General features: G+C 66.0%; 26 protein-coding genes. 16 read left to right on the forward strand and 10 right to left on the reverse strand.

Features of this window, described 5'->3' with window-relative positions:
- The first annotated feature begins 2 nt into the window (after window positions 1-2).
- Entirely contained in the window at window positions 3-1,658 is a 1,656-nt protein-coding gene (ettA, locus tag VJ897_RS02190) for an energy-dependent translational throttle protein EttA (RefSeq protein ID WP_324052833.1), read from the forward strand.
- Window positions 1,659-1,697: 39 nt separating this feature from the next.
- Here the strand turns inward: ettA and VJ897_RS02195 are convergent, their stop codons facing one another.
- Window positions 1,698-1,841: a hypothetical protein gene (locus tag VJ897_RS02195; RefSeq protein ID WP_324052835.1), complete on the reverse strand. Its 144-nt coding sequence runs from the start codon at window positions 1,839-1,841 to the stop codon at window positions 1,698-1,700.
- 129 nt (window positions 1,842-1,970) lie between these two features.
- Between VJ897_RS02195 and VJ897_RS02200 the strand changes: the two genes are divergently transcribed.
- Window positions 1,971-2,177 carry a cold-shock protein gene (locus VJ897_RS02200; RefSeq protein WP_109387217.1) on the forward strand — a complete coding sequence of 69 codons (207 nt, stop codon included), beginning with the start codon at window positions 1,971-1,973 and terminating at the stop codon, window positions 2,175-2,177.
- 52 nt (window positions 2,178-2,229) lie between these two features.
- Here the strand turns inward: VJ897_RS02200 and trxC are convergent, their stop codons facing one another.
- The gene (trxC, locus tag VJ897_RS02205) at window positions 2,230-2,655 is read right to left on the reverse strand and encodes a thioredoxin TrxC (protein ID WP_324052839.1); all 426 of its coding nucleotides are present in this window, start codon (window positions 2,653-2,655) and stop codon (window positions 2,230-2,232) included.
- A gap of 70 nt (window positions 2,656-2,725) precedes the next feature.
- On the reverse strand, window positions 2,726-3,010 hold the full coding sequence (locus VJ897_RS02210; protein ID WP_324052841.1) for a hypothetical protein: 285 nt from the start codon (window positions 3,008-3,010) through the stop codon (window positions 2,726-2,728).
- A 299-nt stretch (window positions 3,011-3,309) separates the two neighbouring features.
- Between VJ897_RS02210 and VJ897_RS02215 the strand changes: the two genes are divergently transcribed.
- Complete coding sequence (locus VJ897_RS02215) at window positions 3,310-3,516, forward strand: cold-shock protein (RefSeq protein ID WP_109387215.1); 207 nt, start codon at window positions 3,310-3,312, stop codon at window positions 3,514-3,516.
- A 75-nt stretch (window positions 3,517-3,591) separates the two neighbouring features.
- Here the strand turns inward: VJ897_RS02215 and VJ897_RS02220 are convergent, their stop codons facing one another.
- Window positions 3,592-4,257, reverse strand: coding sequence for an arylesterase (locus VJ897_RS02220; RefSeq protein ID WP_324052844.1), 666 nt, complete (start codon window positions 4,255-4,257; stop codon window positions 3,592-3,594).
- A gap of 16 nt (window positions 4,258-4,273) precedes the next feature.
- On the opposite strand from VJ897_RS02220, the gene VJ897_RS02225 reads away from it, so the two are divergent.
- From VJ897_RS02225 to VJ897_RS02235, 3 genes are read left to right on the forward strand one after another with little or no spacing between them, the layout of a single operon-like run.
- On the forward strand, window positions 4,274-4,963 hold the full coding sequence (locus VJ897_RS02225; RefSeq protein WP_324052846.1) for an ABC transporter ATP-binding protein: 690 nt from the start codon (window positions 4,274-4,276) through the stop codon (window positions 4,961-4,963).
- Window positions 4,960-7,482 carry an ABC transporter permease gene (locus tag VJ897_RS02230; protein WP_324052848.1) on the forward strand — a complete coding sequence of 841 codons (2,523 nt, stop codon included), beginning with the start codon at window positions 4,960-4,962 and terminating at the stop codon, window positions 7,480-7,482. Before VJ897_RS02225 ends, VJ897_RS02230 begins: the two co-directional genes overlap by 4 nt.
- A complete protein-coding gene (locus VJ897_RS02235; RefSeq protein WP_324052850.1) occupies window positions 7,479-8,129 on the forward strand; it encodes a gamma-glutamylcyclotransferase family protein in 651 nt (216 codons plus the stop codon). The genes VJ897_RS02230 and VJ897_RS02235 overlap by 4 nt, the downstream gene beginning before the upstream one ends.
- Here VJ897_RS02235 and gltX read toward each other — a convergent pair.
- On the reverse strand, window positions 8,059-9,381 hold the full coding sequence (gene gltX / locus VJ897_RS02240; protein WP_324052852.1) for a glutamate--tRNA ligase: 1,323 nt from the start codon (window positions 9,379-9,381) through the stop codon (window positions 8,059-8,061). The genes VJ897_RS02235 and gltX overlap by 71 nt on opposite strands.
- A 64-nt stretch (window positions 9,382-9,445) precedes the next feature.
- On the opposite strand from gltX, the gene VJ897_RS02245 reads away from it, so the two are divergent.
- From VJ897_RS02245 to VJ897_RS02255, 3 genes are all read left to right on the forward strand, one after another.
- Window positions 9,446-9,838: a metallopeptidase family protein gene (locus VJ897_RS02245; RefSeq protein ID WP_324052927.1), complete on the forward strand. Its 393-nt coding sequence runs from the start codon at window positions 9,446-9,448 to the stop codon at window positions 9,836-9,838.
- Between the two features lie 195 nt (window positions 9,839-10,033).
- Window positions 10,034-10,948 carry an MBL fold metallo-hydrolase gene (locus VJ897_RS02250; RefSeq protein WP_324052854.1) on the forward strand — a complete coding sequence of 305 codons (915 nt, stop codon included), beginning with the start codon at window positions 10,034-10,036 and terminating at the stop codon, window positions 10,946-10,948.
- An 81-nt stretch (window positions 10,949-11,029) separates the two neighbouring features.
- Window positions 11,030-11,977 carry a 1-phosphofructokinase family hexose kinase gene (locus VJ897_RS02255; protein WP_324052856.1) on the forward strand — a complete coding sequence of 316 codons (948 nt, stop codon included), beginning with the start codon at window positions 11,030-11,032 and terminating at the stop codon, window positions 11,975-11,977.
- Window positions 11,978-12,054: 77 nt separating this feature from the next.
- On the opposite strand, the gene wrbA is transcribed toward VJ897_RS02255, so the two are convergent.
- Together wrbA and VJ897_RS02265 are read right to left on the reverse strand one after the other, a co-directional pair.
- On the reverse strand, window positions 12,055-12,648 hold the full coding sequence (gene wrbA / locus VJ897_RS02260) for an NAD(P)H:quinone oxidoreductase (RefSeq protein WP_324052857.1): 594 nt from the start codon (window positions 12,646-12,648) through the stop codon (window positions 12,055-12,057).
- Window positions 12,649-12,790: 142 nt separating this feature from the next.
- Window positions 12,791-14,449, reverse strand: coding sequence for an NAD+ synthase (locus VJ897_RS02265; RefSeq protein WP_324052858.1), 1,659 nt, complete (start codon window positions 14,447-14,449; stop codon window positions 12,791-12,793).
- Window positions 14,450-14,601: 152 nt separating this feature from the next.
- Here VJ897_RS02265 and VJ897_RS02270 point away from each other — a divergent pair, with 152 nt between their 5' ends.
- On the forward strand, window positions 14,602-16,047 hold the full coding sequence (locus tag VJ897_RS02270; protein WP_324052860.1) for an MORN repeat-containing protein: 1,446 nt from the start codon (window positions 14,602-14,604) through the stop codon (window positions 16,045-16,047).
- Between the two features lie 31 nt (window positions 16,048-16,078).
- The gene (locus VJ897_RS02275; protein ID WP_324052862.1) at window positions 16,079-16,816 is read left to right on the forward strand and encodes an endonuclease/exonuclease/phosphatase family protein; all 738 of its coding nucleotides are present in this window, start codon (window positions 16,079-16,081) and stop codon (window positions 16,814-16,816) included.
- A gap of 1 nt (window position 16,817) precedes the next feature.
- Here VJ897_RS02275 and VJ897_RS02280 read toward each other — a convergent pair whose 3' ends face one another.
- The 3 genes from VJ897_RS02280 to VJ897_RS02290 form a co-directional block, all read right to left on the reverse strand.
- Entirely contained in the window at window positions 16,818-18,317 is a 1,500-nt protein-coding gene (locus VJ897_RS02280; protein ID WP_324052864.1) for an OpgD/OpgG family glucan biosynthesis protein, read from the reverse strand.
- Window positions 18,314-19,882 carry a glucans biosynthesis glucosyltransferase MdoH gene (gene mdoH, locus VJ897_RS02285; protein WP_324052865.1) on the reverse strand — a complete coding sequence of 523 codons (1,569 nt, stop codon included), beginning with the start codon at window positions 19,880-19,882 and terminating at the stop codon, window positions 18,314-18,316. Before mdoH ends, VJ897_RS02280 begins: the two co-directional genes overlap by 4 nt.
- 88 nt (window positions 19,883-19,970) lie before the next feature.
- Window positions 19,971-20,528 carry a cytochrome b gene (locus VJ897_RS02290; protein ID WP_324052867.1) on the reverse strand — a complete coding sequence of 186 codons (558 nt, stop codon included), beginning with the start codon at window positions 20,526-20,528 and terminating at the stop codon, window positions 19,971-19,973.
- Window positions 20,529-20,627: 99 nt separating this feature from the next.
- Between VJ897_RS02290 and VJ897_RS02295 the strand changes: the two genes are divergently transcribed.
- The 5 genes from VJ897_RS02295 (at window position 20,628) to VJ897_RS02315 (ending at window position 25,853) form a co-directional block, all read left to right on the forward strand.
- On the forward strand, window positions 20,628-21,377 hold the full coding sequence (locus VJ897_RS02295) for a CDP-alcohol phosphatidyltransferase family protein (RefSeq protein WP_324052869.1): 750 nt from the start codon (window positions 20,628-20,630) through the stop codon (window positions 21,375-21,377).
- Complete coding sequence (locus VJ897_RS02300) at window positions 21,374-23,011, forward strand: sulfatase-like hydrolase/transferase (RefSeq protein WP_324052870.1); 1,638 nt, start codon at window positions 21,374-21,376, stop codon at window positions 23,009-23,011. The genes VJ897_RS02295 and VJ897_RS02300 overlap by 4 nt, the downstream gene beginning before the upstream one ends.
- Window positions 23,008-23,976: a lysylphosphatidylglycerol synthase transmembrane domain-containing protein gene (locus VJ897_RS02305; protein WP_324052872.1), complete on the forward strand. Its 969-nt coding sequence runs from the start codon at window positions 23,008-23,010 to the stop codon at window positions 23,974-23,976. Before VJ897_RS02300 ends, VJ897_RS02305 begins: the two co-directional genes overlap by 4 nt.
- A gap of 88 nt (window positions 23,977-24,064) precedes the next feature.
- Window positions 24,065-25,063 carry an ABC transporter substrate-binding protein gene (locus VJ897_RS02310; RefSeq protein ID WP_324052874.1) on the forward strand — a complete coding sequence of 333 codons (999 nt, stop codon included), beginning with the start codon at window positions 24,065-24,067 and terminating at the stop codon, window positions 25,061-25,063.
- Complete coding sequence (locus tag VJ897_RS02315) at window positions 25,053-25,853, forward strand: ABC transporter ATP-binding protein (RefSeq protein WP_324052876.1); 801 nt, start codon at window positions 25,053-25,055, stop codon at window positions 25,851-25,853. Before VJ897_RS02310 ends, VJ897_RS02315 begins: the two co-directional genes overlap by 11 nt.
- The last annotated feature ends 2 nt before the right edge of the window (window positions 25,854-25,855 follow it).

A 25,855-nucleotide genomic window follows, 5' to 3' on the forward strand; every position in this document is an offset into this window, starting at 1 on the left:
TCATGGCGTCTTACCAATATGTCTATCACATGGATGGTGTCTCCAAGACCTATCCCGGCGGCAAGAAATGCTTCGAGAACGTCCGCCTGTCCTTTCTCCCCGGCGTCAAGATCGGTGTCGTCGGCGTCAACGGCGCCGGCAAATCCACCCTGCTGCGCATCATGGCCGGGCTGGACACCGAGTTCACCGGCGAGGCCTGGGCCGCCGAGGGCGCACGCGTCGGCTACCTGCCACAGGAACCACAGTTGGATACCGCCAAGACCGTTCGCGAGAACGTCATGGAAGGCGTGGCCGAGAAGAGGGCCAAGCTGGAGCGCTTCAACGAACTCGCCATGAACTACAGCGACGAGACCGCCGACGAGATGGCCCGGCTGCAGGACGAGATCGACACCCAGGACCTCTGGGACCTCGACGCCCAGATCGACGTCGCGATGGAGGCCCTGCGCTGCCCACCCGACGAGGCGATGCCGGACACGCTTTCGGGCGGCGAGGTGCGCCGCGTCGCGCTGTGCAAGCTGCTGCTGGAAGCGCCTGACATGCTTCTGTTGGACGAACCGACCAACCACCTCGATGCCGAGACCATCGCCTGGCTGCAACAGCACCTGATCGACTACAAGGGCACCATCCTGATCGTCACTCACGACCGGTATTTCCTCGATGATATCACCGGCTGGATCCTGGAACTAGACCGCGGGTCGGGCATTCCCTACGAGGGCAACTATTCCAGCTGGCTGGAACAGAAGGCCAAGCGCCTGGCGCAGGAAGCGCGCGAGGACAAGTCCAAGCAGAAGACGCTGGAACGCGAGCTGGAATGGATGCAACAGGGCCAGAAGGCGCGACAGGCCAAGTCCAAGGCCCGTATCCAGGCCTACGAGGAACTTGCCAACCAGTCCGAACGCGAGAAACTGGCCCGCGCCCAGATCATCATCCCCAACGGCCCGCGCCTTGGCGGCAAGGTGATCGAGGTCGAGGGGCTGAAAAAGGCCATGGGCGACAAGCTGCTGATCGAGAACCTCGATTTCTCGCTGCCGCCAGGCGGCATCGTCGGCGTGATCGGCCCTAACGGCGCCGGCAAATCCACGCTCTTCAAGATGCTGACCGGGCATGAACAGCCCGACGAGGGGACGGTGGAATATGGCGACACGGTCTCGCTGTCCTACGTCGACCAGTCGCGCGACGCGCTCGACCCGGATGCAACCGTCTGGGAGGAAATCTCGGACGGCGGTGAAATCATCCAGCTGGGCGATGCCCAGATGAACTCCCGCGCCTATTGCAGCGCGTTCAACTTCAAGGGCGGCGACCAGCAAAAGAAGGTCGGCCTGCTGTCAGGGGGCGAGCGCAACCGGGTGCACATGGCCAAGCTGCTGAAATCAGGGGGCAACGTGCTGCTGCTCGATGAGCCGACCAACGACCTCGACGTTGAGACGCTGCGCGCGCTGGAGGATGCCCTGACCGAGTTCGCGGGCTGCGCCGTCGTCATCTCGCACGACCGTTTCTTCCTTGACCGGATCTGCACCCACATCCTGGCCTTCGAGGGCGACGCCCACGTCGAATGGTTCCAGGGCAACTTCGAGGACTACGAGGAAGACAAGAAACGCCGGCTGGGGGCGGATGCGCTGGAACCGAAGCGGCTGAAGCACAAGAAATTCTCGCGGTAGAATGGTGGATGTTGGGAACGTGCGGTATGCTTGGTCGCATCACTCACGTCCCGCCCCTTTGCCGAAAACCACGGATGCCAGGTTGGGGTGGACGATTTCGCCCACCCCATCGGTCTGTTCGCGCGCGATCGGCGAATACCCTTCGACCGATTTCCTCTTGCCATCCGCCCGCAGAACCGTCATACAGCGCCTGCATACGTTACTCGACCTCGACCCTGACTTCCTTAACCGGCACTCAGTTCTTCGACCCAGACTGACGACGCCGGGCTGCCGCACCAACGCGGGCAGCATATATCATAAGGAAGACTTCACATGGCCAATGGCACCGTGAAATGGTTCAACACCACCAAAGGCTTCGGCTTCATCGCACCTGAGACCGGCGGCAAGGACGTTTTCGTTCATATCTCCGCCGTCGAGCGTGCCGGCCTGACCGGCCTGGCCGACGACCAGAAGGTTACCTTCGACGTCGAAGCCGGCCGTGACGGCCGCGAGAGCGCGACGAACATCGCCCTGGCCTGAGCCACACGCGACGTGAATTGGAAGGGGCGGCTTCGGCTGCCCCTTTTTGCGTTCAGGCCTGCGCCCAGCCCACGATGGCTGAGGCCTGCATCGCGCCCGACTGGCGCCTGACCTCGCGGCCCTTGCGGAACTGGATCATCGTCGGGATGCCGCGGATGCCGTATTTCGCGCCTGCGGCCTGATGGTCCTGGGTGTTCAGTTTGACCAGCCGTGCCCGGCCGGACAAATCACCGGCCGCCTTCGTGAACTCCGGCGCCATCATCCGGCACGGCCCGCACCAGGGCGCCCAGAAATCCACCACCAGCGGGACAGTATCCCTTTTGGCGGCCTTTTCCAGGGTCTTGAGGTCGATCTGGACCGCCTTGGCGGGCATCAGCTTCGCCCCGCAGGTGCCGCATTTGGGCCCTGCTTTCAGACGCTCCGACGGGATCTTGTTCAACTGCCCGCAATCCAGGCAGGTTAGGGTTTCATGCGCCATTGCGGCCTCCCGAAAAATATTACAATTTATTAATATGTTTCAGGTCGCCGTTGTTCAAGGCCCCAGCCGTTCAGGCGGCGGGTTTCTCGGCCGCCTCGGTCTGCGCCTCGGCGGTCTCGGCGGTCTCGTCGCTGTCCTCTTCCGAGGGGGCCGGCAGGGCCAGGGCCTCGTCGGGCATCTGGTCGGGCAGGTCCAGCGTCAACCCGCCGGTCTCCATGTCGACGGTCAGCTTGGGCTTGTCCGTCAGCTCCGTCATGATCTCGTTGATCTCGCCGATGGCGCGTTCCAGCGTCTCGCGCTGGGTTTCCTTGACCGGCTCTGCGCCGCCCTTGCGTCCGAATAGGAACTTGAACATCTGTTTCCCCGAAGGTTGCGATTTCGCTTCAGGCTTAGCAGACACGGCGCCGAGCCACCAACGGGAATGGCGCCGCAGGCCGGTCCCGCGCGATCATCTGCCAATTGCGGCGGCGCCCTGCCCGATTCCAGTGCCACAGGAATTTCACTTGATCCGTTTCGGCAAGATGCGCATCCTGTCTCCGCGACGTTACCACGATCTACCACTGTCTCCTCTATCGGCGCAGTTTCTCGATCCTCTGCACTGACGAGCCGATCCGCTGCATCCCGCGAGCGGAGCAAATTGAAGGAAACAGTGATATGGCCACTGGCACAGTCAAATGGTTCAACACCACCAAGGGGTATGGGTTCATCGCCCCCGAGGACGGCGGCAAGGATGTCTTCGTTCACATCTCGGCGGTCGAGCGGTCCGGTCTCACCGGACTCGCCGACGATCAGAAGGTGACCTACGAGTTGCAGGAAGGCCGTGATGGCCGCCAATCCGCGGTGGACCTGGCGCTGGCCTGAGCCCGCCACCGGGGTGCGCCCCGGTCTCGCAAATGGAACGCCCGGGGCCCCGCCCGGGCGTTTCGCATCCCGGCCTCAGTCATCTACCCGCGCGACCAGGTCCAGGACCGCCGGCCCCATGGCCGCGACGATCCGGTCCACGCCCTCGGCATTGGGATGGATACCGTCGGGCTGCATGTAGCGGGCCCGGGCGCTGGACAGGTCGTCCGACATGATCCCTTCGAAGAAATTGTCAAACAGCAGGCTGTCGTAGCTGTTTGCCAGGTCAGGATAGATCGAATCGAAGGCGCTCTTGTAGTCGGGGCCGTAGTTGCCCGGCGCCTCCATTCCGATCAGAAGCACTGGTTTGTCGGCCGCCTCTGCCGCCTGCATGATGCCGTCGAGGTTGGCACGCGCGACCTCGGGCGCGATCCCGCGCATCATGTCGTTGCCCCCCAGCGCCACGATCAACGCGTCCACCCGAGGCGTCAGCGTCCACTCAACACGGGACAGTCCTCCGGCGGTGGTATCCCCCGACACGCCGGCATTGATGATATCGACCTCCGCGCCCTGATCGCGCAGCCAGGCCTCCATCCGCGGGACGAACCCCTCCTGCTCGATCAACCCGTAGCCCTGTGTCAGGCTGTCACCCAACGCGGCGATCGTCACCGTTTCCGCCTGCGCGGCCCCGTTGACAAGCACGATTGCCGCAATCGCATTGCGGGCGAGGCCGATCGCCCCATATGTGAGGGATCGCAACATCCCGAAGGCCCGCGCCATGAGTGACCCCGCCCTTTCGCTGACCGATGTCTCGCTGTCCCTGATGGGCAACGCGGGGCGCGTCGATATCCTGCACGACATCTCGTTGCAGGTGGCGCGGGGGGAAACCGTGGGGCTGGTCGGGCCGAGCGGGTCGGGCAAATCGTCACTCCTCATGCTGATGGGCGGGCTGGAAACCGCGACATCGGGGCGCATCACCGCACTTGGCACCGACATCACCCGGCTGGGCGAGGACGCGCTGGCACGATTCCGCCGGGACAATATGGGGGTGGTTTTCCAGTCCTTCCACCTCATTCCGACCATGACGGCGCTGGAAAACGTGGCGACACCGTTGGAACTGGCCGGTCACAGGGACGCTTTCGACCGCGCACGGGCCGAATTGGAGACCGTGGGACTGTCCAGCCGCGCCGGGCACTACCCCAGCCAGCTTTCGGGGGGCGAGCAGCAGCGCGTGGCCCTCGCCCGCGCCGCCGCGCCGCGCCCCAAGATTCTGTTGGCCGATGAACCAACCGGCAATCTGGACGAGACCAATGGTGCCGCCATCATCGACATGCTGTTCGGGTTGCGGGAACGCCACGGCGCGACGCTGGTCCTCGTCACCCATGCGCCCGAGTTGGCCAGGCGCTGCGACCGTATTCTGCCCCTGCGCGACGGGCGTATGGACAACGGCAAGCGAGCCGCGGAATGAACGCGCCGCTGGCCTATAAACTTGCCCGGCGCGAGTTGCGCGGCGGGTTGCGCGGGTTTCGCATTTTCCTGGCCTGCCTGGCGCTGGGGGTCATGGCCATTGCTGCGGTGGGCACCATCCGTGCCTCGATACAGGCAGGGCTTGCCCAAGAGGGCGCGGCACTTCTGGGCGGCGATGCCGTTGTCACCTTCACCTACCGGTTCGCCACCCCGCAAGAGGCCGAGTGGATGCAGGAAAAAGCGCTCGCCGTCTCGGAGACGGTGGATTTCCGATCCATGGCGGTGGTGCCGGGCGACCCGCCGGAGCGGGGCCTGACCCAGGTGCAGGCGGTCGACGCGCTTTATCCCCTTATAGGGGCGGTAGAACTGGACCCGCCGATGCCACTTGCCGACGCCTTCGCGGGGACCGATCGCTTGCCCGGCGCCGTGATCGAGCAGGTGCTGGCCGACCGACTGGCGCTGTCACCCGGCGACACTTTCCGGCTGGGCACGCAGGATTTCGTGCTGTCGGCCGTGCTGGACTCCTATCCGGACAATTCCGGCGGCGGATTCGGACTGGGCCCGCGCACCCTGGTGCAGCTTGAGGATCTCTCGGGCAGCGGCCTGCTGGGTGAGGGCACGCTGATGGACAGCAACTACCGGATGGTCCTGCCTGAAGACGCCGATCTTGCCGCGCTACAGGCCGAGGCCGAGGCGCGCTTCCGCGACAGCGGACTGCGCTGGCGCGATGCGCGCGACGGGGCGCCCGGGGTCAGCCAGTTCGTGGATCGTATCGGCGCATTCCTGATCCTGGTGGGCCTGTCGGGGCTGGCCGTGGGCGGCGTCGGCGTTTCGGCCGCAGTGCGGGCCTATCTCGCGGGCAAGACCGAGGTCATCGCCACGCTCAAGACCGTCGGCGCCACGCGGGGAACGATCTTTCTGACCTATTTCCTGCAGATCGGCATTCTGACCGTGATCGGCGTCGGCATCGGAGTCGTTCTGGGTGCGCTGGTGCCACTGGCCCTGTCGCCGATGATCGCCGAACGGCTGCCGATCCCCGCCGACTTCACGCTCTACCCCGCGCCCCTGGCAGAGGCGGCCCTCTACGGCATTCTGACCGCCGGAATCTTCACCCTGTGGCCGTTGGCCCGGACCGAGCAGATTCGCGCCGCCACGCTGTTTCGCGACATCGGCGGCACTGGCGGGCGCCTGCCGGCGCTGCGCTACCTCTTGGCAACCGCCATTATGTTGGCCCTTCTGGTGGGGGCCGCGATCTGGTTCTCGGGCACCGCCTTTCTGACACTCTGGACGACCGGCGGTATCGTGGTAGCACTGGCACTTCTGGTACTGGCCGCGCAGGGCGTCGGATGGTTGGCGCGCCGGTTCCAGGGAACCACCCGCGGCCGCCCGACACTGCGGCTGGCCCTGGGCGCCATCGGCGCACAAGGGGGCGAGACGACATCCATGGTGCTGTCGCTGGGCCTGGGGTTGACGGTTCTGGCAGCCGTGGGCCAGATCGACGGCAACCTGCGCCAGTCCATTTCGGACGAATTGCCCGAGATCGCGCCCTCCTACTTCTTCGTCGATATCCAGCCTGATCAGATCGAAGGGTTTCGCGCCCGGCTGGACCAAGACCCGGCCGTGCGCGACTACGAGGCGGCTCCGATGCTGCGAGGCATCATCACGCGCATCAACGGCCAACCCGCCGACGAGGTCACGGACCACTGGGTGATCGAGGGCGACCGGGGCCTGACCTATTCGACCGATCCACGCCCGGGGACGGTGGTGACCGACGGGGAATGGTGGGCGGCCGATCACGACGGGCCACCGCAGGTCAGCTTCAGCCGTGAAGAGGCCAGGGAGATGGGCCTGTCTCTGGGCGATACGCTCACGGTCAACGTGCTTGGCCGCGACATCACCGCCGAGATCAGCAGCTTCCGGCAGGTGGATTTCGACGACGCCGGGATGGGATTCGTGATGTCCATGAACCCCGCCGCCCTGCAGGGCGCGCCACACAGTTGGATCAGTACCGTCTATGCCGAGCCTCAGGCCGAGGCCGCGATCCTGCGCGACCTGGCGCAAGCCTATCCGAACATCACCGCGATCCGCATCCGCGACGCCATCGACCGGGTGCTGGTCGTGTTGGGCGGCATCGCATCGGCCACGCGCTATGCCGCGCTGGCCACGCTCATCACCGGGTTCCTTGTGCTGATCGGCGCGGCGGCGGCGGGCGAACGCGCCCGCACCTACGAGGCCGCGGTACTCAAGACGCTGGGCGCCCCCCGGGCGCGCATCCTGCGCAGCTTCGCCCTGCGCGCCGCGTTGCTGGGGCTGGCCGCGGCGCTGGTGGCGCTGGCAGCAGGCATGGCCGGGGGCTGGGCCGTCTCCACTTACGTGATGGAAACCGGGTTCACGCCGATCTGGACCAACGCCCTGGCCATCGTGCTTGGCGGGGTGGTGACGACGCTTCTGGCCGGGCTGGCCTTTGCCCTGCGGCCCCTTTCGGCGAAACCGGCCCGCGTGCTAAGGGCCCGGGAATGACAACGGACGCGCCCCATCCGGCCTTTTTCGGCTACGGTTCCCTCGTGAACCTTGCGACCCATGGCTACGAAGACCCCTTTCCGGCCCGGCTGACGGGCTGGCGCCGGGTCTGGAAACATTCCTCGCGCCGGCCGGTGGCCTTCCTGTCCGTCGAACCGGCCGAGGGGGCGGAAATCCAGGGCATGCTGGCCCATGTGCCCGGCGGCGACTGGGCGGCACTGGACCAGCGCGAACAGGCCTATCTGCGCCGAGACGTGACCGATCACGTCACCCACGACCGCCCGCGCCGCCAGACTGCAGTTTACGAGGCCGCGCGGGGTCATATCGCCCCGCCTTCGACGGAACACCCTATCCTGCTAAGCTATCTCGACGTGGTCGTTCAGGGCTACCTGAACCTGCACGGCGAAGACGGCGTGGCACACTTCTTTGCCACCACCGGGGGTTTCGAGGGACCGATACTCGATGACCGCAAGGCGCCAATCTACCCCCGCCACCAGACCCTTTCGGGCAAGGAACGTCGCACGGTCGATACCGCGCTGGAGGATATCGGCGCGCGGATCATCCAGGCAGAGACGGCTAGACCTTCGGCTTCACCTGCATCAGGCGCATCACGTCGGCCATTTCCGGGCCGCGATCCATGCCCGTGACCGCACGACGCAGCGGCATGAAGAGCCCCTTGCCCTTTCGGCCGGTGGCCTCTTTGACCGCATTGGTCCATTCGCCCCATGTTTCGGCGGTATAGGGCGGCTCGCCCAGCAGGCTCAGCGCGGTTTCGACGAACTCGGCATCCTCGTCGGCGACCTGGGGATTGCCGCCCTCATAGAAGAGCTGCCACCACTCGGCCATGTCATCCAACGTGTTGATGTTCTCGCGCACCACGTCCCAGAAGATCTCGGCCAATTCGCCGGGCACGCCTAGCTCACGCACCCGGGTTTCAACCTCTGCAAAGGGGCGCGCGGCCAGCCAGCGATGGGTCAGCGGCTCCAGATCGTCACTGTCGAACTTGGTGGGGGCGCTGCCGAACCTGGTCAGGTCGAAACCGGCGACGACCTCGTCGATGCTCTCTCGCAGCTCCACCGGGTCGGAGGACCCCAGCCGCGCCATCAGCGAATTCACCGCCATGGCCGCGATGCCCCGCGCGCGCAGGTCTCGCAGCGCCAGGGTGCCCAGCCGCTTGGACAGCGCCTCGCCCTGCGGCCCCGTCAGCAGCGAATGATGCGCGAAATTCGGCACCGTGCCGCCCATTGCCTGGATCATCTGTATCTGGGTCGCGGTATTGGTCACGTGGTCCGACCCGCGCACCACGTCCGTGATCCCCATTTCGGTGTCATCCACCACCGAGGCCAGGGTATAGAGCACCTGCCCGTCGCCGCGGATCAGCACGGGGTCGCTGACGCTGGCAGCGTCGATGGAAATATCGCCTAGAATGCCGTCGGCCCACTCGATCCGCTCGTGGTCCAGCTTGAAGCGCCAATGGCCCGCGCGCCCCTCGGCGCGATAGGCCTGTTTCTGATCTTCGGTCAGGTTCAGCCCCGAGCGGTCATAGACCGGCGGCCGGCCCATGTTCATCTGCTTCTTGCGCTTGAGGTCCAGTTCGGTCGGCGTGTCGAAACACTCGTAGAGACGCCCCATTTCGATCAGCCGGTCACGGGCCGCGGCGTAGCGGTCCAGCCGGTCGGACTGGCGCTCCACCCGGTCCCAGGTCAGGCCCAGCCAGGTCAGGTCCTGCTTGATCGCCTCGACATAGTCCTCTTTCGAGCGTTCCGGGTCGGTGTCATCAATTCGCAGGATGAAATCGCCCCCGGCCTGGCGCGCGATGCAGTAGTTGAACAGCGCGGCACGCAGGTTGCCGATATGCAGGTAGCCGGTTGGCGACGGGGCAAAACGGGTGGTGGTCATGGCGCTCTCCTATTCAGGGCGCAGGCTCTTTCACAGGCGTGCGGAATTGTCCATATCGGGGGCCATGGAAACGCCCAGCCTGACCCGCATCGAAGAGATCGCCCGCGAAACCGCCGCCGGTCTGCCCGAACCCTTTGCAGGATTGGCGCGGGACGTCGCGATCCAGGTCGCGGATTGGCTGCCCGATCACCTGCTGGACCCGGGCGACGACCCGCAAGCCCAGCGCGAGGAGATTACGGGGATGTACGACGGCATCCCCCTGACCGAGAAATCCAGCTACGATCTGCCCCATGGGCCCGACGTCGTCTGGCTGTTCCGCCAGCCCATCCTGATGGAGCTGGAGGACCGAGACGTGACACTGGCAACCCTCGTCGCCCACGTGACGATCCACGAATTCGCCCATCACTTCGGCTGGTCCGATGCCGATATCGCAACCATAGACCGCTGGTGGGAGTGAGCCCCTGTCCGGGACACAGCCCCGTCGAACGGTGCGATGGGCCTTAAGAGGTGCGACAGCGCGGAGCCCAGCCAGCCCGGGCCATACAGGCGGATGGCTCTGTGCAGAGGCGCAGATCACGTCTGCGGCATCAACGGCTGCAGCGCGTCCAACACGTGCTACGTTCTACGGTGCAAACAAAGGGAGCGATCGCAGATGAAACTGACACGACGCCAAGCCATTGCAGGGACAGCCACGCTGCCCTTTGCCGCCACGCTCGCAAACACCGCGCAGGCGCAGACCCAGGCCCCCGCCACCAGCCTGCCCCGGTTCCGGGATTTCACCCTTGGCGACTTCAGGGTCACGACCCTGCTCGCCGGGTCCCGCCCGGTCGAGAACCCGCAAGGTATTTTCGGCATGAATGTCTCGGAACAGGAGTTCGCAGACGCCAGCGCCGCCAATTTCATCCCGACCGATATGGCGCAGTTCTTCTTCACCCCCACCGTCGTGAATACCGGGTCGGAATTGATCCTCTTCGACACGGGCCTGAGCGCGGGCGGCATGACCCAGGCACTGGCCGCCGCCGGCTATGCCGCCGACGACATCACCCATGTCGTGCTGACCCACATGCATGGCGACCATATCGGCGGGCTGAGCGATGACAGCGGCGCCGAGACCTTTGCCAACGCCGCTTACATCACCGGGCAGGTGGAATTCGATGCCTGGGCGGCGATGGGCAATGACGGCTTCGAGGCCAAGGTCCGCCCGCTGGCCGAGAAGATGTCCTTCCTGGGCGACGGTGACAGCGTCCGCTCGGGGATCACCGCCATGGCGGCCTTCGGCCATACGCCGGGACACATGGGCTACATGTTGGAATCGGGCGGACAGCAACTCTTGCTGATGGCCGACACCGCCAATCACTACGTCTGGTCGCTGGCCTATCCCGACTGGGAGGTCCGCTTCGATGCCGACAAGGCCGCCGCCGCCGAGACCCGCCGCCGGGTGCTGGGCATGGCCGCCGCCGATCGCATCCCGCTGATCGGCTACCACATGCCCTTCCCCGGCCTGGGCTATGTCGAGACGCGCGGCGACGGCTTCCACTACGTGCCGCACAGCTACCAGTTGATGTAAGCGGAGCGGGCGGCGCCCTTTGGCGCCGCCTTGGCATCGGGTGCCGGTTCAGGCTATGTTAGCGCCAACAGGAGGCCACCGATGCACGATATCCTCACCGTTACCCTCAACCCGGCTTTCGACCTGTCGACTTCAGTCGCGCAGATGGTCCCCGACGCCAAGATGCGCTGTGCCCCGCCCGAAACGGACCCGGGCGGAGGTGGATTGAATGTCTCGCGCGCCATTCACCAGCTGGGCGGGGCCTCGAAGGCCTTCGTCGCGCTGGGCGGGGATACCGGCACCGCGCTCGAACACCTGCTACGCAAGGCCGGGCTCGATGTCGTCAGCCACGAGGCGCCCGGCGAAACCCGCCAGAGCCTTGCCGTGACAGACCTGAGCACCAACGAACAGTTCCGCTTCATGTTGCCCGGCCCGGACTGGACCGGCGAGGACATCCAGCGTGTCCGAGACGCCATCCGCGACAACGCCCAGCGCGACGGCTATATCGTGCTGTCGGGCAGCGGACCGCACGGCGCCTCGCCCGATCTCTACGCCCGCATCTGCCGCGATGTCAGTGACACAGGGGCGCGGGTCGTTCTCGACACCTCGGGTCCGGCGCTCGCTCACCTGGCCGCCGGACAGGACACGCCGCCGTTCCTGTTGCGCATGGACAGCCACGAGGCCGAGACACTGGCGCGCCGCCCCTTGCGCAACCGCGCCGACAGTGCCGCGTTTGCGGAACGCCTGGTCAAGCAGGGGGCGGCGCAACTGGTGATCGTTGCCCGCGGCGCGGATGGGTCTGTCCTGGCCGACGGAACACGCCGGCTGCGGGTCAATGCCGCCAATATCACCGTGCGCAGCCGCGTGGGCGCCGGCGACAGCTTCGTCGGCGGCTTCGTCATGGCCCTGGCGCAGGATCACCCGGTCGAGGAAGCGTTCCGGCGCGGTTCGGCCGCCGCGTCGGCCGCCTGCATGACCGAAGGCACGCAGTTGTGCCTCCCCAAGGATTTCGAAGCGCTTCTGGAGCAGACAGAAGTCGAGACGCTCTAGGCCCAAAGCACCACAGGCGCGCCGTTCCGCCGACGCGCCTGTTGCAGTTGTCTTGGCCAAACAGATGTGGCTGTTTGTCAGTCGGCGAGTTTGGCCGACATCTGGACAAGGCGCTTGGCTTGATGCGCAACCGATCGCTCGCCGATATCGTCCAGCTCACCCGGTTGTGTCGAGAAGCCGTAGGGGTTTCCGCCGTCTTCGAACTTCACGCCGTCGGTATAACCCGGCGGGATGATGATCGCGCCCCAGTGCATGAAGGTGGTGTAGAAGCCCAGCAGCGTGGATTCGGCACCGCCGTTCGGATTCTGGCTGGAAGTTGTGGCCGTCACGGCCTTGTCGACCAGCTTGCCCTCCATCCAGAGTGGGCCGAGCGTGTCGATGAAAGCGCGCATCTGGCTGGTCACGGTGCCAAAGCGTGTGGGCGACGAAAAGAACAGCCCGTCGGCCCAGTCGACGTCATCGAGCGTGGCCACGGGGATATCGGACTGCGCGTCTGCAGCGGCTTTCCAGGCGTCCTGACCGGCGACGACATCCGCCGGCGCAGTTTCATGAACGCGGCGCAGGCGCACTTCGGCACCAGCGTCTTCTGCGGCCTTGGCGGCGGCCTTGGCGACCCCGTAGTTGGTGCCATAGGTCGAATAGTAGATGATCGCGATCCTGGGCGTGTTCATAACGTGCTCCCTGCATTGGAAATTTCAGACGAGGGTTAGATAAGGCCCCTCTCGGGCGCTGTCGCCGTCAACAGCCCCGCAGCACCTGTGCGCTGACGCACCAAAAGAGAAGACAGGGTCTTTGGGCCGCGAAATCGCGAGGTCAGCCCTCGTCGCGCCAGCGGTTCACGATGGGGTAGCGGCGATCCAGCCAGAAGGCGCGCCGCGAAAGGCGCGGCCCGGGGGCCGACTGGAAGCGCTTGTATTCACTGATGTATATCAGGTGCTCGACCTTCTTGACGTCATCGCGGTCATACCCGGCCGCCACGCAATCGCCGACGCTGGCCTCGTCATCCACGAGCATTTGCAGGATACCGTCCAGAACCGGGTAATCGGGCAGGCTGTCACTGTCCTTCTGGTCCGCGCGCAGCTCGGCCGAAGGCGGCTTGTCGATGATCGCTTCGGGCACGACCGCGCCGGCCGGCCCCATCATCCAGGGACGATGATTGGCGTTGCGCCAGCGGCACAGATCGAAAACCCGTGTCTTGTAGAGGTCCTTGATCGGATTATAGCCGCCGGCCATGTCGCCATAGATCGTGGCATACCCCACGGCCACCTCGGATTTGTTGCCCGTGGTCAGCAGCATCTCGCCGAATTTGTTGGACTGCGCCATCAACAGCAGCCCCCTTGTCCGCGACTGGATATTTTCCTCGGTCAGGTCTTGGGGCAATCCTTCGAACAAGGGCGCAAGCGTGTCGGTCACCGCGTCGCGCACGGCCCCGATGGGCACGGTGTCATAGCGCACGCCCAGCGCCTTCGCGGCCGCCTCGGCATCGACCAGCGACGCATCAGAGGTGTATTCCGACGGCAGCATGACACAGCGCACGTTCCCCGGGCCCAGCGCATCCACTGCGATCGCCGCCACGACGGCCGAATCCACCCCGCCGGACAGGCCCAGCAGGACCTTTTCGAAGCCGGTCTTGGCCGTGTAGTCGCGCAAGCCAAGCACCACGGCGTTGTAATCCTCTTCCAGGCTGTCCGGCACATGCGCCATAGGGCCGGGTTCGGCCTGCCAGCCATCCTCGGTGCGGGTGAAATCGACCTCGGCCATGACCTCTTCGAAATGTGGCAGCTGCACCACCAGCGCGCCGTGCCGGTTCAGAACGAACGACCCCCCGTCGAAGACCTGGTCGTCCTGCCCCCCCACGGTATTGAGATAGACCAGCGGCAGGTCGCATTCGGTCACCCGCGCGACCATCTGGTTCATCCGGACCTCGCGCTTGTCGCGAAAATAAGGGCTGCCGTTGGGCACGAGCAGGAGTTCGGCACCGCTCTCGGCCATGGCCTCGCAGACATCCGGGTACCAGGCATCCTCGCAGACCGGCGTGCCGATGCGCAGCGGCCCGGCATCCCACGGGCCCTGCATGTCGCCGCGCGAAAACACCCGCACCTCGTCGAAGACGTTGAAATTGGGCAGGAAGTACTTGCGCGTCGTCGCGTGGACGCGGCCGTCCTTGAGAATGAAATAGGTATTGTGCAGCTTGGTCGTCTCGGGCATCGGCCCGCCGATCCCGAGGATCGGGCCATCGGCACACTCTGCCGCAAGGGCTTCGACAGCCTCGACCGCACGGCGCACGAAGGCCGGTTTCATCACCAGGTCCTGAGGCTGGTAGCCGGTGATGAACATCTCTGGCAGCATCACCATGTCGGCCCCCGCGGCCCGCCCCCTGTCCCAGGCCGCGCGCGCCTTGGCGGCATTGCCCGCGATATCGCCCACGGTGGGGTTGAGTTGCGCCATGGTCAGGCGGAAACGGTCGGCCATTGCGGAACACCCTTGGTCAGTCCTATCGCCCATGTAGCAGATCGGCGGGCAAGGTGAAGCCGAATGCCCTGGGGCGGACAGGTTTCTCCGTTGTCTTGTTGCGTCGGGCTGATTACCCTGCGAGCCGAGAACCGTGGGGAGAGCTGCCGATCATGCCGCGCACCAAGACGCATCACATCCTTGCCGCCACCCTGGCCGTGCTGGTCGCCCTGCCCGCCTGGGCGCAGTCTGTGCAGACCAAGCAATACGACGATGGCGGCGTCTACGAGGGCCAGTTCCTCAACGGCCTTCAGCACGGCAGGGGAACCTACCGTCTGCCAAACGGTTACGAATACACCGGTGAATGGTTCGAGGGAGAGATTCGCGGCCAGGGCACGGCGCAATTCCCCAACGGCTCGGTCTACGAGGGCGAATTTGCCGCAGGCAAGCCGCATGGTTTCGGCAAGATAACCTTCGCCGACGGCGGCACCTACGAAGGCGACTGGACCGAGGGCAACATCACCGGCCGCGGCATCGCGCGCTACGCCAACGGCGTGACCTACGAGGGCGAGTTCCGCAACGCGATGCACCATGGCCAGGGGGTCATGCGCAGCCCCGAGGGCTATGTCTACGAGGGCCCTTGGGTCAACGGCGTCAAGCAGGGTATCGGCCGCATCACCTATCCCGACGGGGCAATCTACGAGGGCAACCTGGTGGATGGCACGCGCAACGGCCAAGGCAAGCTGACCATGCCCGACGGGCTGGTCTATGAAGGCACCTGGCAAGACGGCCAGATCCAGGGCGAGGGTCGCCTGATCCAGCCCAACGGCGACATCTACGAGGGCGATCTGGTGGCCGGCAAGCGCGAGGGCGAAGGCACCGTGACCTTCGCCAACGGCGACGTCTACCAGGGTGATTTCAAGGACGACATGCGCCACGGCCAGGGTGTTTTCACGGGCACCGATGGCTATCGGTATGTCGGCCAGTGGTCCGAGGGCCAGATCGAGGGCCAAGGCGAGGTGACCTATCCGGACGGGTCCACCTATGCCGGCGAATTCCAGGATGACATCGCCCATGGCACCGGCAAGATCACCTATCCCGACGGCTCCACCTACGAAGGCAGCTGGAAAAACGGCGTGATCGACGGCGAGGGGGTGGCGACCTATGCGAACGGTCTGGTCTACGAGGGGGCGTTCAAGGACGGCAAGAACCATGGGCAAGGCACCATGACCTATGCCGACGGCTATTCCTACACCGGGGAATGGGCCAACGGACAGCGCCACGGCATGGGCAAGGCCACCTATGCCGACGGCACCGTCTACGAGGGCCAGTTCGTCGATGGCCAGCGCCACGGCACCGGTACGATCACCATGGCGGACGGCTTCGTCTACGAGGGGGAGTGGGAGAACGGCGAGATCAGCGGCCAGGGCGTGGCCACCTACGCCAATGGCGATGTCTACGAGGGCACGTTCCGCTCGGGCCGTCGTCAGGGCGAGGGCACGATGACCTACGCCACCGGCCAGGTCGCAGAGGGCGACTGGCAGGACGGCGCGCTGGTCAGCCAGGACAGCGGCAGCCCGGCCGCCGACCCGGTGGGCGAGGCGCAAGAAGCGCAATAGGTTCCAGCATTCTTGGACCGGGCCCGCTCCTGTGACACGCCTGTCGACCATCAGCTGGAATATTCACCGTGGACGCGGTGAAGACGGTGTCGTCGACCCGGGTCGCACGGCAGACGTGCTGTCGCGGGAGGTCGTTGCGCAACCGGCGGACCTGGTCATCCTTCAGGAGGCCGATGAACAGCGGCCACCGCACCGTGGAATCCTCGACCTGGCCGATGTGGAGGCACGCACCGGCCTGCGAAATGTCCACCTCGGCCATGATAGCCGGTGGGGCGAGGACAGCCATGGCTTTCTCGGGGTCGTTTTCCTCGCAGGCCATGGGATAGAGATGGAACGGATCACGCTTCTGGATTTGCCGGGTCATTGCCATCGCGGAGCGGTGATTGCGGATTTGCGCAAGGACGGAAGCCCGATGCGGGTTGTGGGCACGCACCTGTCGCTGACACAGGTTTTGCGGATCGCGCAGATGCGGACGCTGGGGCAGCATCTGTTCCGCAGGCCCGCACGGCCCACGATCCTGTGCGGCGACCTGAACGAATGGCGGCCTTGGGGGGGCGCGGCATTCTCGCGCGCCGTGCTGGGCGAAAAGTTCACCGGCCCCGCCCCCGCCACCTTTCCGGTGCGCCGCCCTGTGCTGCCGCTGGACCGGTTTCTCGGGGCCGGGGGCGCACGGGTGTTACAGGCGCAGGCGCTCGACGGTCAGGGAATCAGAGGGGCCTCGGATCACCGGCCACTGCGAGCCGAGATAGAGCTGCGGTGTCAGGGCTAGGCTAGACGCCGCCGTCGCGCGCACGGGTCCAGCGATGAAGCCAGACCGGCGCCGAAGGCGCGCCGGCACTGTCGTGCAGAACCACGCGGATGTCGGCGGTCTCCACGTCTCGGGGCCGCACAAGAAAGGTCAGGCGGGTGCCGCCACCCGGCAGCGCGAAGGCGCTTACCCCGTCGATCTCTACCGAATCGGGGCCGGTGATCTCGGGATCAAGCCCCTCCGGCGATCCGGTCAAGTCGATCACATAGCGGCGGGTGCCGGGGCGCGCGTGCTCTCGCCCGCTACGGCTCTGGATGACGGCGCGCCCGGCATCGGGTGCCGCGTCCTCCCGGGTCCAGCTGACGGAATAGGCGAAACGGTATTCGCCGCCGGAGGCCAGCGGCGCCTCTGGGCGCCAGAAGGCGACGACGTTGTCCATGAACTCGTCGTCCGTGGGGATCTCGACCAGCATCACGGCGCCGCGCCCCCAATCGCCCCCGGGGCGCACGATGGCGGAGGGGCGATCGTGGTAGCGCGCCTCGGTGTCCTCGAAATCGGCGAAGGCGCGGCGGGTCTGGAACAGGCCGAAGCTGACCGGGCCATCATCGAGAAAGGCCGAGGTTTCAAGCCGCGCCGGATTCGAGAGCGGCCGCCAGAGGTGTTCACCCGCCCCGTTCTCGATCAGCAAAAGGTCGCTGTCGTGGACCCTTGGACGGAAATCATCGCTGACCGAGGCGCGAAGCGGACCCTTGAGAAACATCGACGTCAGCGGCGCCACGCCGATATCGGCGATCTCGCGACGCGGCAGCAGCGTGACGGCAAGTTCGCATATCGTGGTCCGACCGGGGCGCAATGTCATGTCCAGGTGGCCTGCCAGCGAGGGGCTGTCGATCACCGCTTCGATGCGAACCTCAGCCCCGTCGGGCCGGTGCAGGCGCAGGTGGGTGAAGCGGGGGAACTCCTCGGGGGCGGGGCCGCCCGTGCCCAGCGCCACGGCGCGTGCCGACAGGCCGTAGACCATCGCCTGCCCGAGGGCGCGGAAATAGCTTGCGCCCTGCAGGACCAGCACCTCGTCCATCAGCCCAGGCGCGTTCAGCGGATGGCGCAGGCGCAGCCCCGAGAATCCCGCGCCGGGCGCCGTGTCGGGCACGGTGTCGAAATAGCGTGGGTCGAAATCGAATAGCCCCGGTGCAAAGGCAATTTCCTCGGGGCCGTCCCCTCGATCGATGTCAACGCGGACGGGATCGGGGAAGAACAGGCCCGGCGGAAGCAGGTCGACCGCGAACCCGGGGCCGTGGGGCAGCATGGCCGCGCGCCCCGGAATCGGCCGGATGCCGCGGTAGGCGTCATAGGTCAGCCCCGAGAAGGGCGCGGGCAACGGTCGCGACGGTTGCGAATAGGGGCGACCGGCAAGGTGCCGCGCCTTGTCCAGCAAACCATGGAGTGGTTGCGCACTGGCGTTTCGCGGCCGCAAGAGGGCCGCCGCGGTGACCCCAGACAGGAAGCTTCTCCGTCGCATCATGCGGGTGCATCCATCAGGCGCATGACCAGTGGCGCGAAGCAGAGCGGCAGGGCGACGGGGGCAAGCCATATTGCCGCCGGTCCGGCCATAACGGCGGCCGACAGCACAAGGCCCCAGCCCGCCGCAGCTTCGCCGTGGCCGGGTCGCAGCCGGGCCCCGCCCTTGCGGTTGCCGGATTTCCAGCCGCAATCGCGCCCCAGGCAAACGGCGACAACGCTGCCCGCCTGCCGCAGCATCATCAACGGCGCGATGACGCTAGAGACGGCCAGTTCGCCGATGGATGCGCGCAGCAAGACTGCGCGCCGTCGCGGCGTGCGCGCGCCATGCCACCGATCCAGCAGCGCGCAGAGCTTGGGCAGAAGCAGTATCATGGCCACGACGGCCAGCGGCAGAACCCCTGACAGTGGCACGCTGCCGAATGCGACGAGGAGAACGAGGATCAACCAGATCGGCGCGACCAGATAGCTGAGAACACCCATCGCCAGGTGCACGCGGCTGACCGGGTCCAGGCCCGGCGCGGCCAGGAGGCGCAGATGTTGAAGGTTACCTTGGCACCAACGGCGGTCACGGGCGTGGAACGCAGCGATGGTTTGGGGCGCCTGCTCAGCGCTGCCGTCCGTCGCCGGGTCCAGGACCACGGCCCAGCCAGCGCGTCGGATCCATGCAGCTTCCACGAAATCGTGGCTGAGGATCGCGCCACCCCACGGTGCATCGCCGGGAAGGTCAGGCAAGGTGCGGGCGGCACGGAAGGCGGCCACGCGGATTAGCGCATTGTGCCCCCAGAAATTGCCGCTGTCACCGCTCCAGGCCGCGAAACCGCGTCCGAAACCGCCCGACAACAGTCGAGCGGCGACACGCTGGTGGCGGCCAAAGTGCGTCCGTCCCGATCGAAGCGCGATACCGGCTTGCAGAAGGCCCAGCATCGGTCGCTGTTGCATCTGCCGGATCATGCACGCGATGCGCCGGGCCGCCATGCGACTGTCGGCATCTAGGACCAGCATGTGATCGAAGTGCGCGCCGTGGGTGTCCACCCATGCGCCGATGTTGCCCGGTTTACGCCCTGTGTTCCGGGCCCGGCGCCGGTAGCTCAGAAGACCGGCGTCCCGCAGGGGAAGCAGTGCCGCCTCTTCGCGCGCAATATGGTCGGCGCCCGTGGTATCGGACAGCACGAAGATCTGACACCCCTCACCAAGCCCCGCCCGATGGAGCGCAGGGTGCAAGGCCTGGAGGTGGCGTGCGATGGGCCGTGGATCTTCCTTGCACAGGGTCACAAGGATTGCTGTTCGGGTGGACGGGCGCCAGTGCGCGGCCACATCCGCCCGCTGCGCCGGGCGCAAAAGCAGGCCAAGAAGCGCCGTTGCAGCACCGCCGGAAATCCAGACCGCGGTGACGGCGACAAGCGGCAAGGCGATGCGGGCGGAAGATGTCCAGGTCGTCACGCTGGTCGCGAATGCCGACACGACCGCCACTGTCAGGCCAAGCGTCAACAGAACCGCCATGGTCCGCGGTGCATGCCACGCGGCCGTTGCGGCACCGGCGCCTGAGCGGGGTTCTGCAAGCGACATGGCAGCTGGAAAGCCTTCTGTTCGTCAGAGCCGGAAATGACTCACGCTCTGCGAAAGCTAGACCAAGCATGGGGTCGAGCAAGCGGTGTTACCCCCCGCGTCCCGAAAATGGGGGCCACATGCGTGAAAAGACGCCGTCGCGGCGGATGATGCCATGATAAGCGGCCGCAGCGACATGGGATGCGATAACCCCGGCGAAAAGGATCGCCGCGAAGTAATGAACCGTCTTTGCAACCTCGGCCAGCGCGTCCGACCGCGGAACCAGGGACGGAACACCCAGCAAGTCAAGCGTTTCGATGGGAAAGCCCCCGGCCTTGACGCGGATGTAGCCCGCAATCGGCATGATGAAAAGGAGCGCGTATAGTGAGGCATGGGACAGGCCCGCGATCCGACGCTGCCAGCCGGGCAACTCCGCGGGAAGCGCTGCCGGCGGGTGCCCCCATCGATAGACCGCGCGCGCGATCACAAGCATCAGGAGAAGCACACCGACATTCTTGTGGAATACAAACAAGGTATTCTGCAGAGATCGGTCGAGGCCCTGTTGCACCATCACGACGCCAGCGGGAAGCATGGCCAAAACAAGGATTGCCATGATCCAATGAAACAAGCGCGCCGGAAGGCGATACCGGAGGGTGGAAGGTGTCACTGCATTACCCCATTTACCGTCATCTTACGCCTCGTTCAGCTTGCTTCAAGGGGCGATCGTCTGGCTTGACTGTCTGCGGGGCCGCGCCATATTTCCTTGGTGTCTTACGCAAGATCCCCTGATGCAAACCGTCTGCCCCTCAGCACGCGGTCACGCACGATCGCGCCGCTGGGTGAGTTCGCAGCGGCCGCAGGGGGTCTGGGGCTGGCCATCTTCGTCCTTTTGGCCCTGACGCCCGGCCTGGGACTTGGCCCGAAGGCGGCGGCCTGTCTGTTTTTCACAGGGACGGCAGCGCTGGCGGCGCGCGCGCTACAACGGGATTACCCCTACGACCACCTCGGCCTTTGCAACGTGGTCACGCTGGCACGTCTGGCGCTTACCATGGCGTTGGTGGCCCCGCTGGCGTCGGGTGGCGGCACATCCTGGTTTGTTTTCGTCGTCGCGACGGTTGCGCTGACGTTAGACGGGGTCGACGGCTGGTTCGCCCGTCGGCAGGGCTACGCCTCGGAATTCGGCGCGCGCTTCGACATGGAAGTCGACTCCCTCCTGGCATTCATCCTTGCCCTGAACGCCGCCCTGGCAGGTGGTGCGGGCACCGCCGCGATCGTGCTGGGCCTGCCAAGATACATCTTTGTCGCAGCGGCTTGGGCGGCCCCGTGGATGCGCCGGAACGTGCCAGAACGGTTCAGCCGCAAGGTCGTCTGCGTGGCCCAACTGGGCGCGCTGATCGCGCTGCAGGCACCCATTCTGCCCGGTGGCATCGCTCAGGCCCTCGTGCCTGCCGTGGCCGCTCTGCTGGTGTGGTCATTCGCACGTGACGTGGCATGGCTGTGGCGACGCCGTGCATGACCCGAGAGCTGCGAAAACGCGCGCTGCGATTGGCCGTCGCGGCACTGATTTTTCACCTGCTTCTGATCCAGCCCAACCATCCCGCGGCAATGACCCGGGAAGCGCTCTGGGTCTTGCCGCTGGAGCTTCCGGTGATCCTGCTGGGCTTGATCGCGATGCCCTTGGCAAATTGGAGCACCGTGGTGCGCGGGTTCCTGGTGGCGGTTTTGATGACGCTCGCGCTGCTCAAAACGGCGGACTTCTTGATGTTCACGGCGCTTGGACGCGGCTTCAACCCGGTTGCTGACATGTCGCTTGTCGAGGCAGGACTGCGCCTTGCCACCGGAGCCATCGGCCACGCCCTGACCCTGATCGTCATGCTTATCGCCCTGGTGGCCGGCGCTGGCACGGGCTGGGCCGTGTGGTGGGCCAGTGGGGTTTGGGCCCGGATCGCAGCACCACCTGCCCTTGCGTGGACATCGGCGGCTGCATCCATGCTTTTTGCCGGCGTCGCGACCGTCCAGGTCGGCCATGCCATGGGGCGCTGGACTCTTCCGCTTGACCCGCCCGGTGCTGCATTCACCGCCCGGGTCGGCGTCGAGCGCATCGAGACGGTGCGCATGACACTGGCCAACTTGCGGACCTTCAAGGAGGCGGCGGGCAACGACCCCTACGCGGCGCATGCGGGCCTTTTGGAAGGGATCGATCGGGATGTGCTGATTGTCTTTGTCGAAAGTTATGGCCGTGCAAGCCTGGACACACCGCTCTACGCCGAGACCCACCGCGCCACGCTGAGTGCGGCCGAAGAGAGGCTGGGGAAATTGGGTTTGTCCATCCGCTCGGGGTTTCTGAGTGCGCCCACGCGTGGCGGGCAAAGCTGGCTCAGCCATGCGACCTTTTCCAACGGACTTTGGGTCACCGACCAGATGAGCTACGGCGCCGTCCTTTCCAGTGGGCGTCGCACACTGTTCCACCTTGCCTCCGACGCGGGATTCCATACCGCCGCGGTCATGCCACAAATAACGCTCGACTGGCCGGAATCCTCCTTGATGGGCTTCGAAACCGTGTTGGCCGCCGATGACCTCGGCTACGCCGGGCTACCGTTCAATTGGGTCACGATGCCCGATCAGTTCACTTTCGCCGCACTGGACCGGTTGCTGCGGGAGGCCGGGGACGACAGGCCGCTGTTCGCGCAACTCGCGCTTGGGTCGTCGCACGCCCCATGGGTTCCGGTGCCCGACCTCGTTGCATGGGATGAAATCGGCGATGGCCGCATCTTCAACGCCATGGCCACATCGGGCGAAACGCCCGAGGCGGTTTGGCGCGACCGGGATCGCGTGCGCGACCAGTACCGCCGCGCCATCGACTATGCGTTGCGGGTCGTGTTCGACTATGCCGCGCTGCACGCCCCCGATCCGCCACTTATTTTCGTGGTGGGCGACCACCAGGCGGCGGACTTCGTCGCGCTGGACGGACGTCCTGACGTGCCGGTTCATGTCATTGGCCCAAAAGCCCTGGTGAGCCCGGTCGAGGGATGGGGTTGGACCGAGGGCCTTCTTCCCGAAGACCAGTCAGAGGTCTTGTCGATGGCGCGCATGCGCGATCTGATCCTGGACGCGTATTCTCGCCCACCCGGTACGGGCGCGGACAGTTGAGACCGCCCGGCCCCAGAATCCCCGGCTGGATCATCAGGATCGCACAAGTCGTCGTCGCCCTGGGCCTGCTCGCGATGATCTGGCGCGCAGCGGATGGGCCGGAGGCGGCGCGCAGCCTTGCCGCGTCTGACTGGCGGTGGCTCGCGCTGGCGCTCGTGCTTCTGAGTGTCCAGACCGTGCTGTCGGCGCTGCGCTGGCAACTGACAGCCCGGCAGTTGGGCATCGCGCTGCCGACCGGGCAAGCCCTGCGAGAATACTATCTCTCGCAGGTCGTGAACCAGTCGCTGCCGGGCGGAATGGCGGGTGACGCGGGCCGTGCCGTGCGCTCACGGGGGCAAGCGGGCCTTTTGGCGGCGGGACAGGCGGTCTTGTTCGAGCGGCTGGCCGGGCAGATCGGCCTTTTCGCCACGCTCGGCGTGGCCTTCATGGCGACCCTTGCGTTTCCCGGCGGTTTGGAGTGGCCGCGGTGGCTGCTCGGGCCTGTCGCACTACTGCTGGCAATCGGCTTGAGCCTGCCCGTTCTGGCGCTCGGAGCGCGCGCGCTTCCGGGCGCCGCAGGGCGCACCGCCCGCCACCTCGGGAGGGCCTTCCTCAGGGCACTGGCAGCCCGCAACGTCTGGCCCAGACAGGTCGTTTTCAGCCTCGGCACCACGGTCTGCAACCTGGCAGCATTCACATGCGCCGCGCGGGCGGTTGGCGCGGAGCTCAGCCCGGGCGCTGTCACAGCACTTGTCCCGCTGGTCCTCCTCACGATGGTCATACCGATCTCCATTTCGGGCTGGGGCCTGAGAGAGGGTGCTGCGGTGACGCTTTTGCCCGTCGCCGGCGTGGCGGCCAGCGACGGACTGGCGGCAAGCGTGGCCTTCGGGCTGGTCTTCGTCGCGGCGGTTATGCCCGGAATCGTCATGTTGTGGCTGAAACCGCGGGCAAAGCCCTCAGGAAATGGGCCCTTGACCATGCCGTGAGCCGTGCGGAACGATCCAACCCAAGCCGTTGCCTTGTTTCTTACCGGTTCACCTCTACCCTCTGTCCGAGAACTGCAAGGAACAGAAAATGAGAATGACCCCGAACCGCCGCACCTTTCTTGGAACCGGCGCCGCGACACTTGGCGCGGGCGCGCTGACCCTTGCCGCCGTGCCTCGCGCGTCGGCGCAAGCCACCGCCAGCCTGCAACTTTCCTGGCTGCATTCCGCTCAATTCGCGGGGAGTTATATCGCGCTGGACCGTGGCTGGTGGTCGGATGCCGGGCTTGACGTATCGTTGCTGCCCGGTGGGCCAAACGCGCCGGTCGAGCCGCCCGTGGTGTCCGGAACGGCACTTGTCGGCATTTCCGCGGCCGATTACACCGCAGCGGCCGTCGAACAAGGCGCGCCGTTCAAGATCCTCGGGGTGGCGATGCAGAAGAACCCGTTCGTGATCGCGTCGCTGCCAGCCAACCCGGTAAACGAGCCCGCAGATCTGGTGGGCAAGCGGATTGGCATGGCGCTGGCCAACACGCCGGTCCTGCAGGCCCTCTGCACGCTGAACGACGTCGATATCGACGAGATCGAGATCGTCCCGACCCAGTATTCCGCCCAGCCCCTGCTGGCAGGCGAGGTTGACTGCCTGCTCTGCTGGGAAACGGACCTGCCAGTCGCGATGGCGATGCAGGGCGTCGACAGCCTGACCATGTTGATGGCCGACCATGGCTATGCCGTGCATTCCCAGACCTACATCGCGACCGATGACAGCCTTGCCAATCGCCGCGAGGAGCTGGTCGCACTGATGTCGGGCGAGGTGCGCGGATGGGAGGCCTATCGCGAAGACACGGATGCCGCCGCCGCATTGACAGTGGGAATGTTCCCGGATGCGGGCCTCGATCCGGAAACGCAGAAACTACAGGCCGCGCGGCAGGTGCCGCTGATGTTTTCCGATCTGACGGACGCCAATGGCTTCGGCTGGTGGACGGATGACACCGTCGCCGCCAATATCGAGACGCTCGCTCTTCTTGGGCGGACCGTTACGCCGGACCTGTGGGATCGCTCCATTCTCGAAGAGGTCCATGGCACGTGACGTGACCCCCCCTCCGGAAGTCGTGTGCGCTTCCCTTGCCAAGACCTTCGCCGGTCGCACCGAGGCGGTCCATCCGATCGACCTGACCTTCACGGCAGGCCGGACCACCGCTTTGGTGGGGCCATCTGGATGCGGGAAATCGACCCTTCTGCGGATGGTGGCGGGGCTTGAGAGCCCGAGTGCCGGCACGGTCGAGATCGGCGGGGCACCGCCCGCGGCGACACTCCGGCGCGCTGGCCTGTCGGTGGCGTTTCAGGACCCGTCCCTCCTCCCGTGGCGAAGTGTGCGCGGAAACATGGAGCTTGCGCTGACCCTCGCGCGGCGGCGCGTGGAGTCATCGGAAATCGACCAGTTGATCGCCCTGGTCGGCCTGGAAGGGTTTGGCGACACGCGCCCCGCCGAACTGTCGGGCGGCATGCGCCAGCGCGCTGCCATCGCGCGGGCACTTGCAACGCGTCCGGGCCTTCTGCTTCTTGATGAGCCGTTCGGAGCGGTCGACGAACTGACCCGGAGGCAGCTGGCGCAGGATCTGCCCCGGATCTGGGAAGCGCGTGGCACGACGACGATCCTTGTTACCCATTCCGTCAGCGAGGCGGTGCTTTTGTCAGACCGGGTCATCGTCTTGTCGCCGCGCCCTGCCGCGATCGTGGACGATATCGAGATTGATCTGCCGCGCCCGCGCGCCAAGGATGCGGGCCGGGGCGACCGGGCCATCGCCTTGACCGACCGCGTCTTCGCGGCGCTCGCCCAGGGAATGGCGACCGCCAACCCGCCGCTGGCCGCCCAATGAAC

Origin of the sequence: Salibaculum sp. (assembly GCF_035270045.1) — a bacterium.
In the GTDB taxonomy this organism is placed as follows: domain Bacteria; phylum Pseudomonadota; class Alphaproteobacteria; order Rhodobacterales; family Rhodobacteraceae; genus Salibaculum.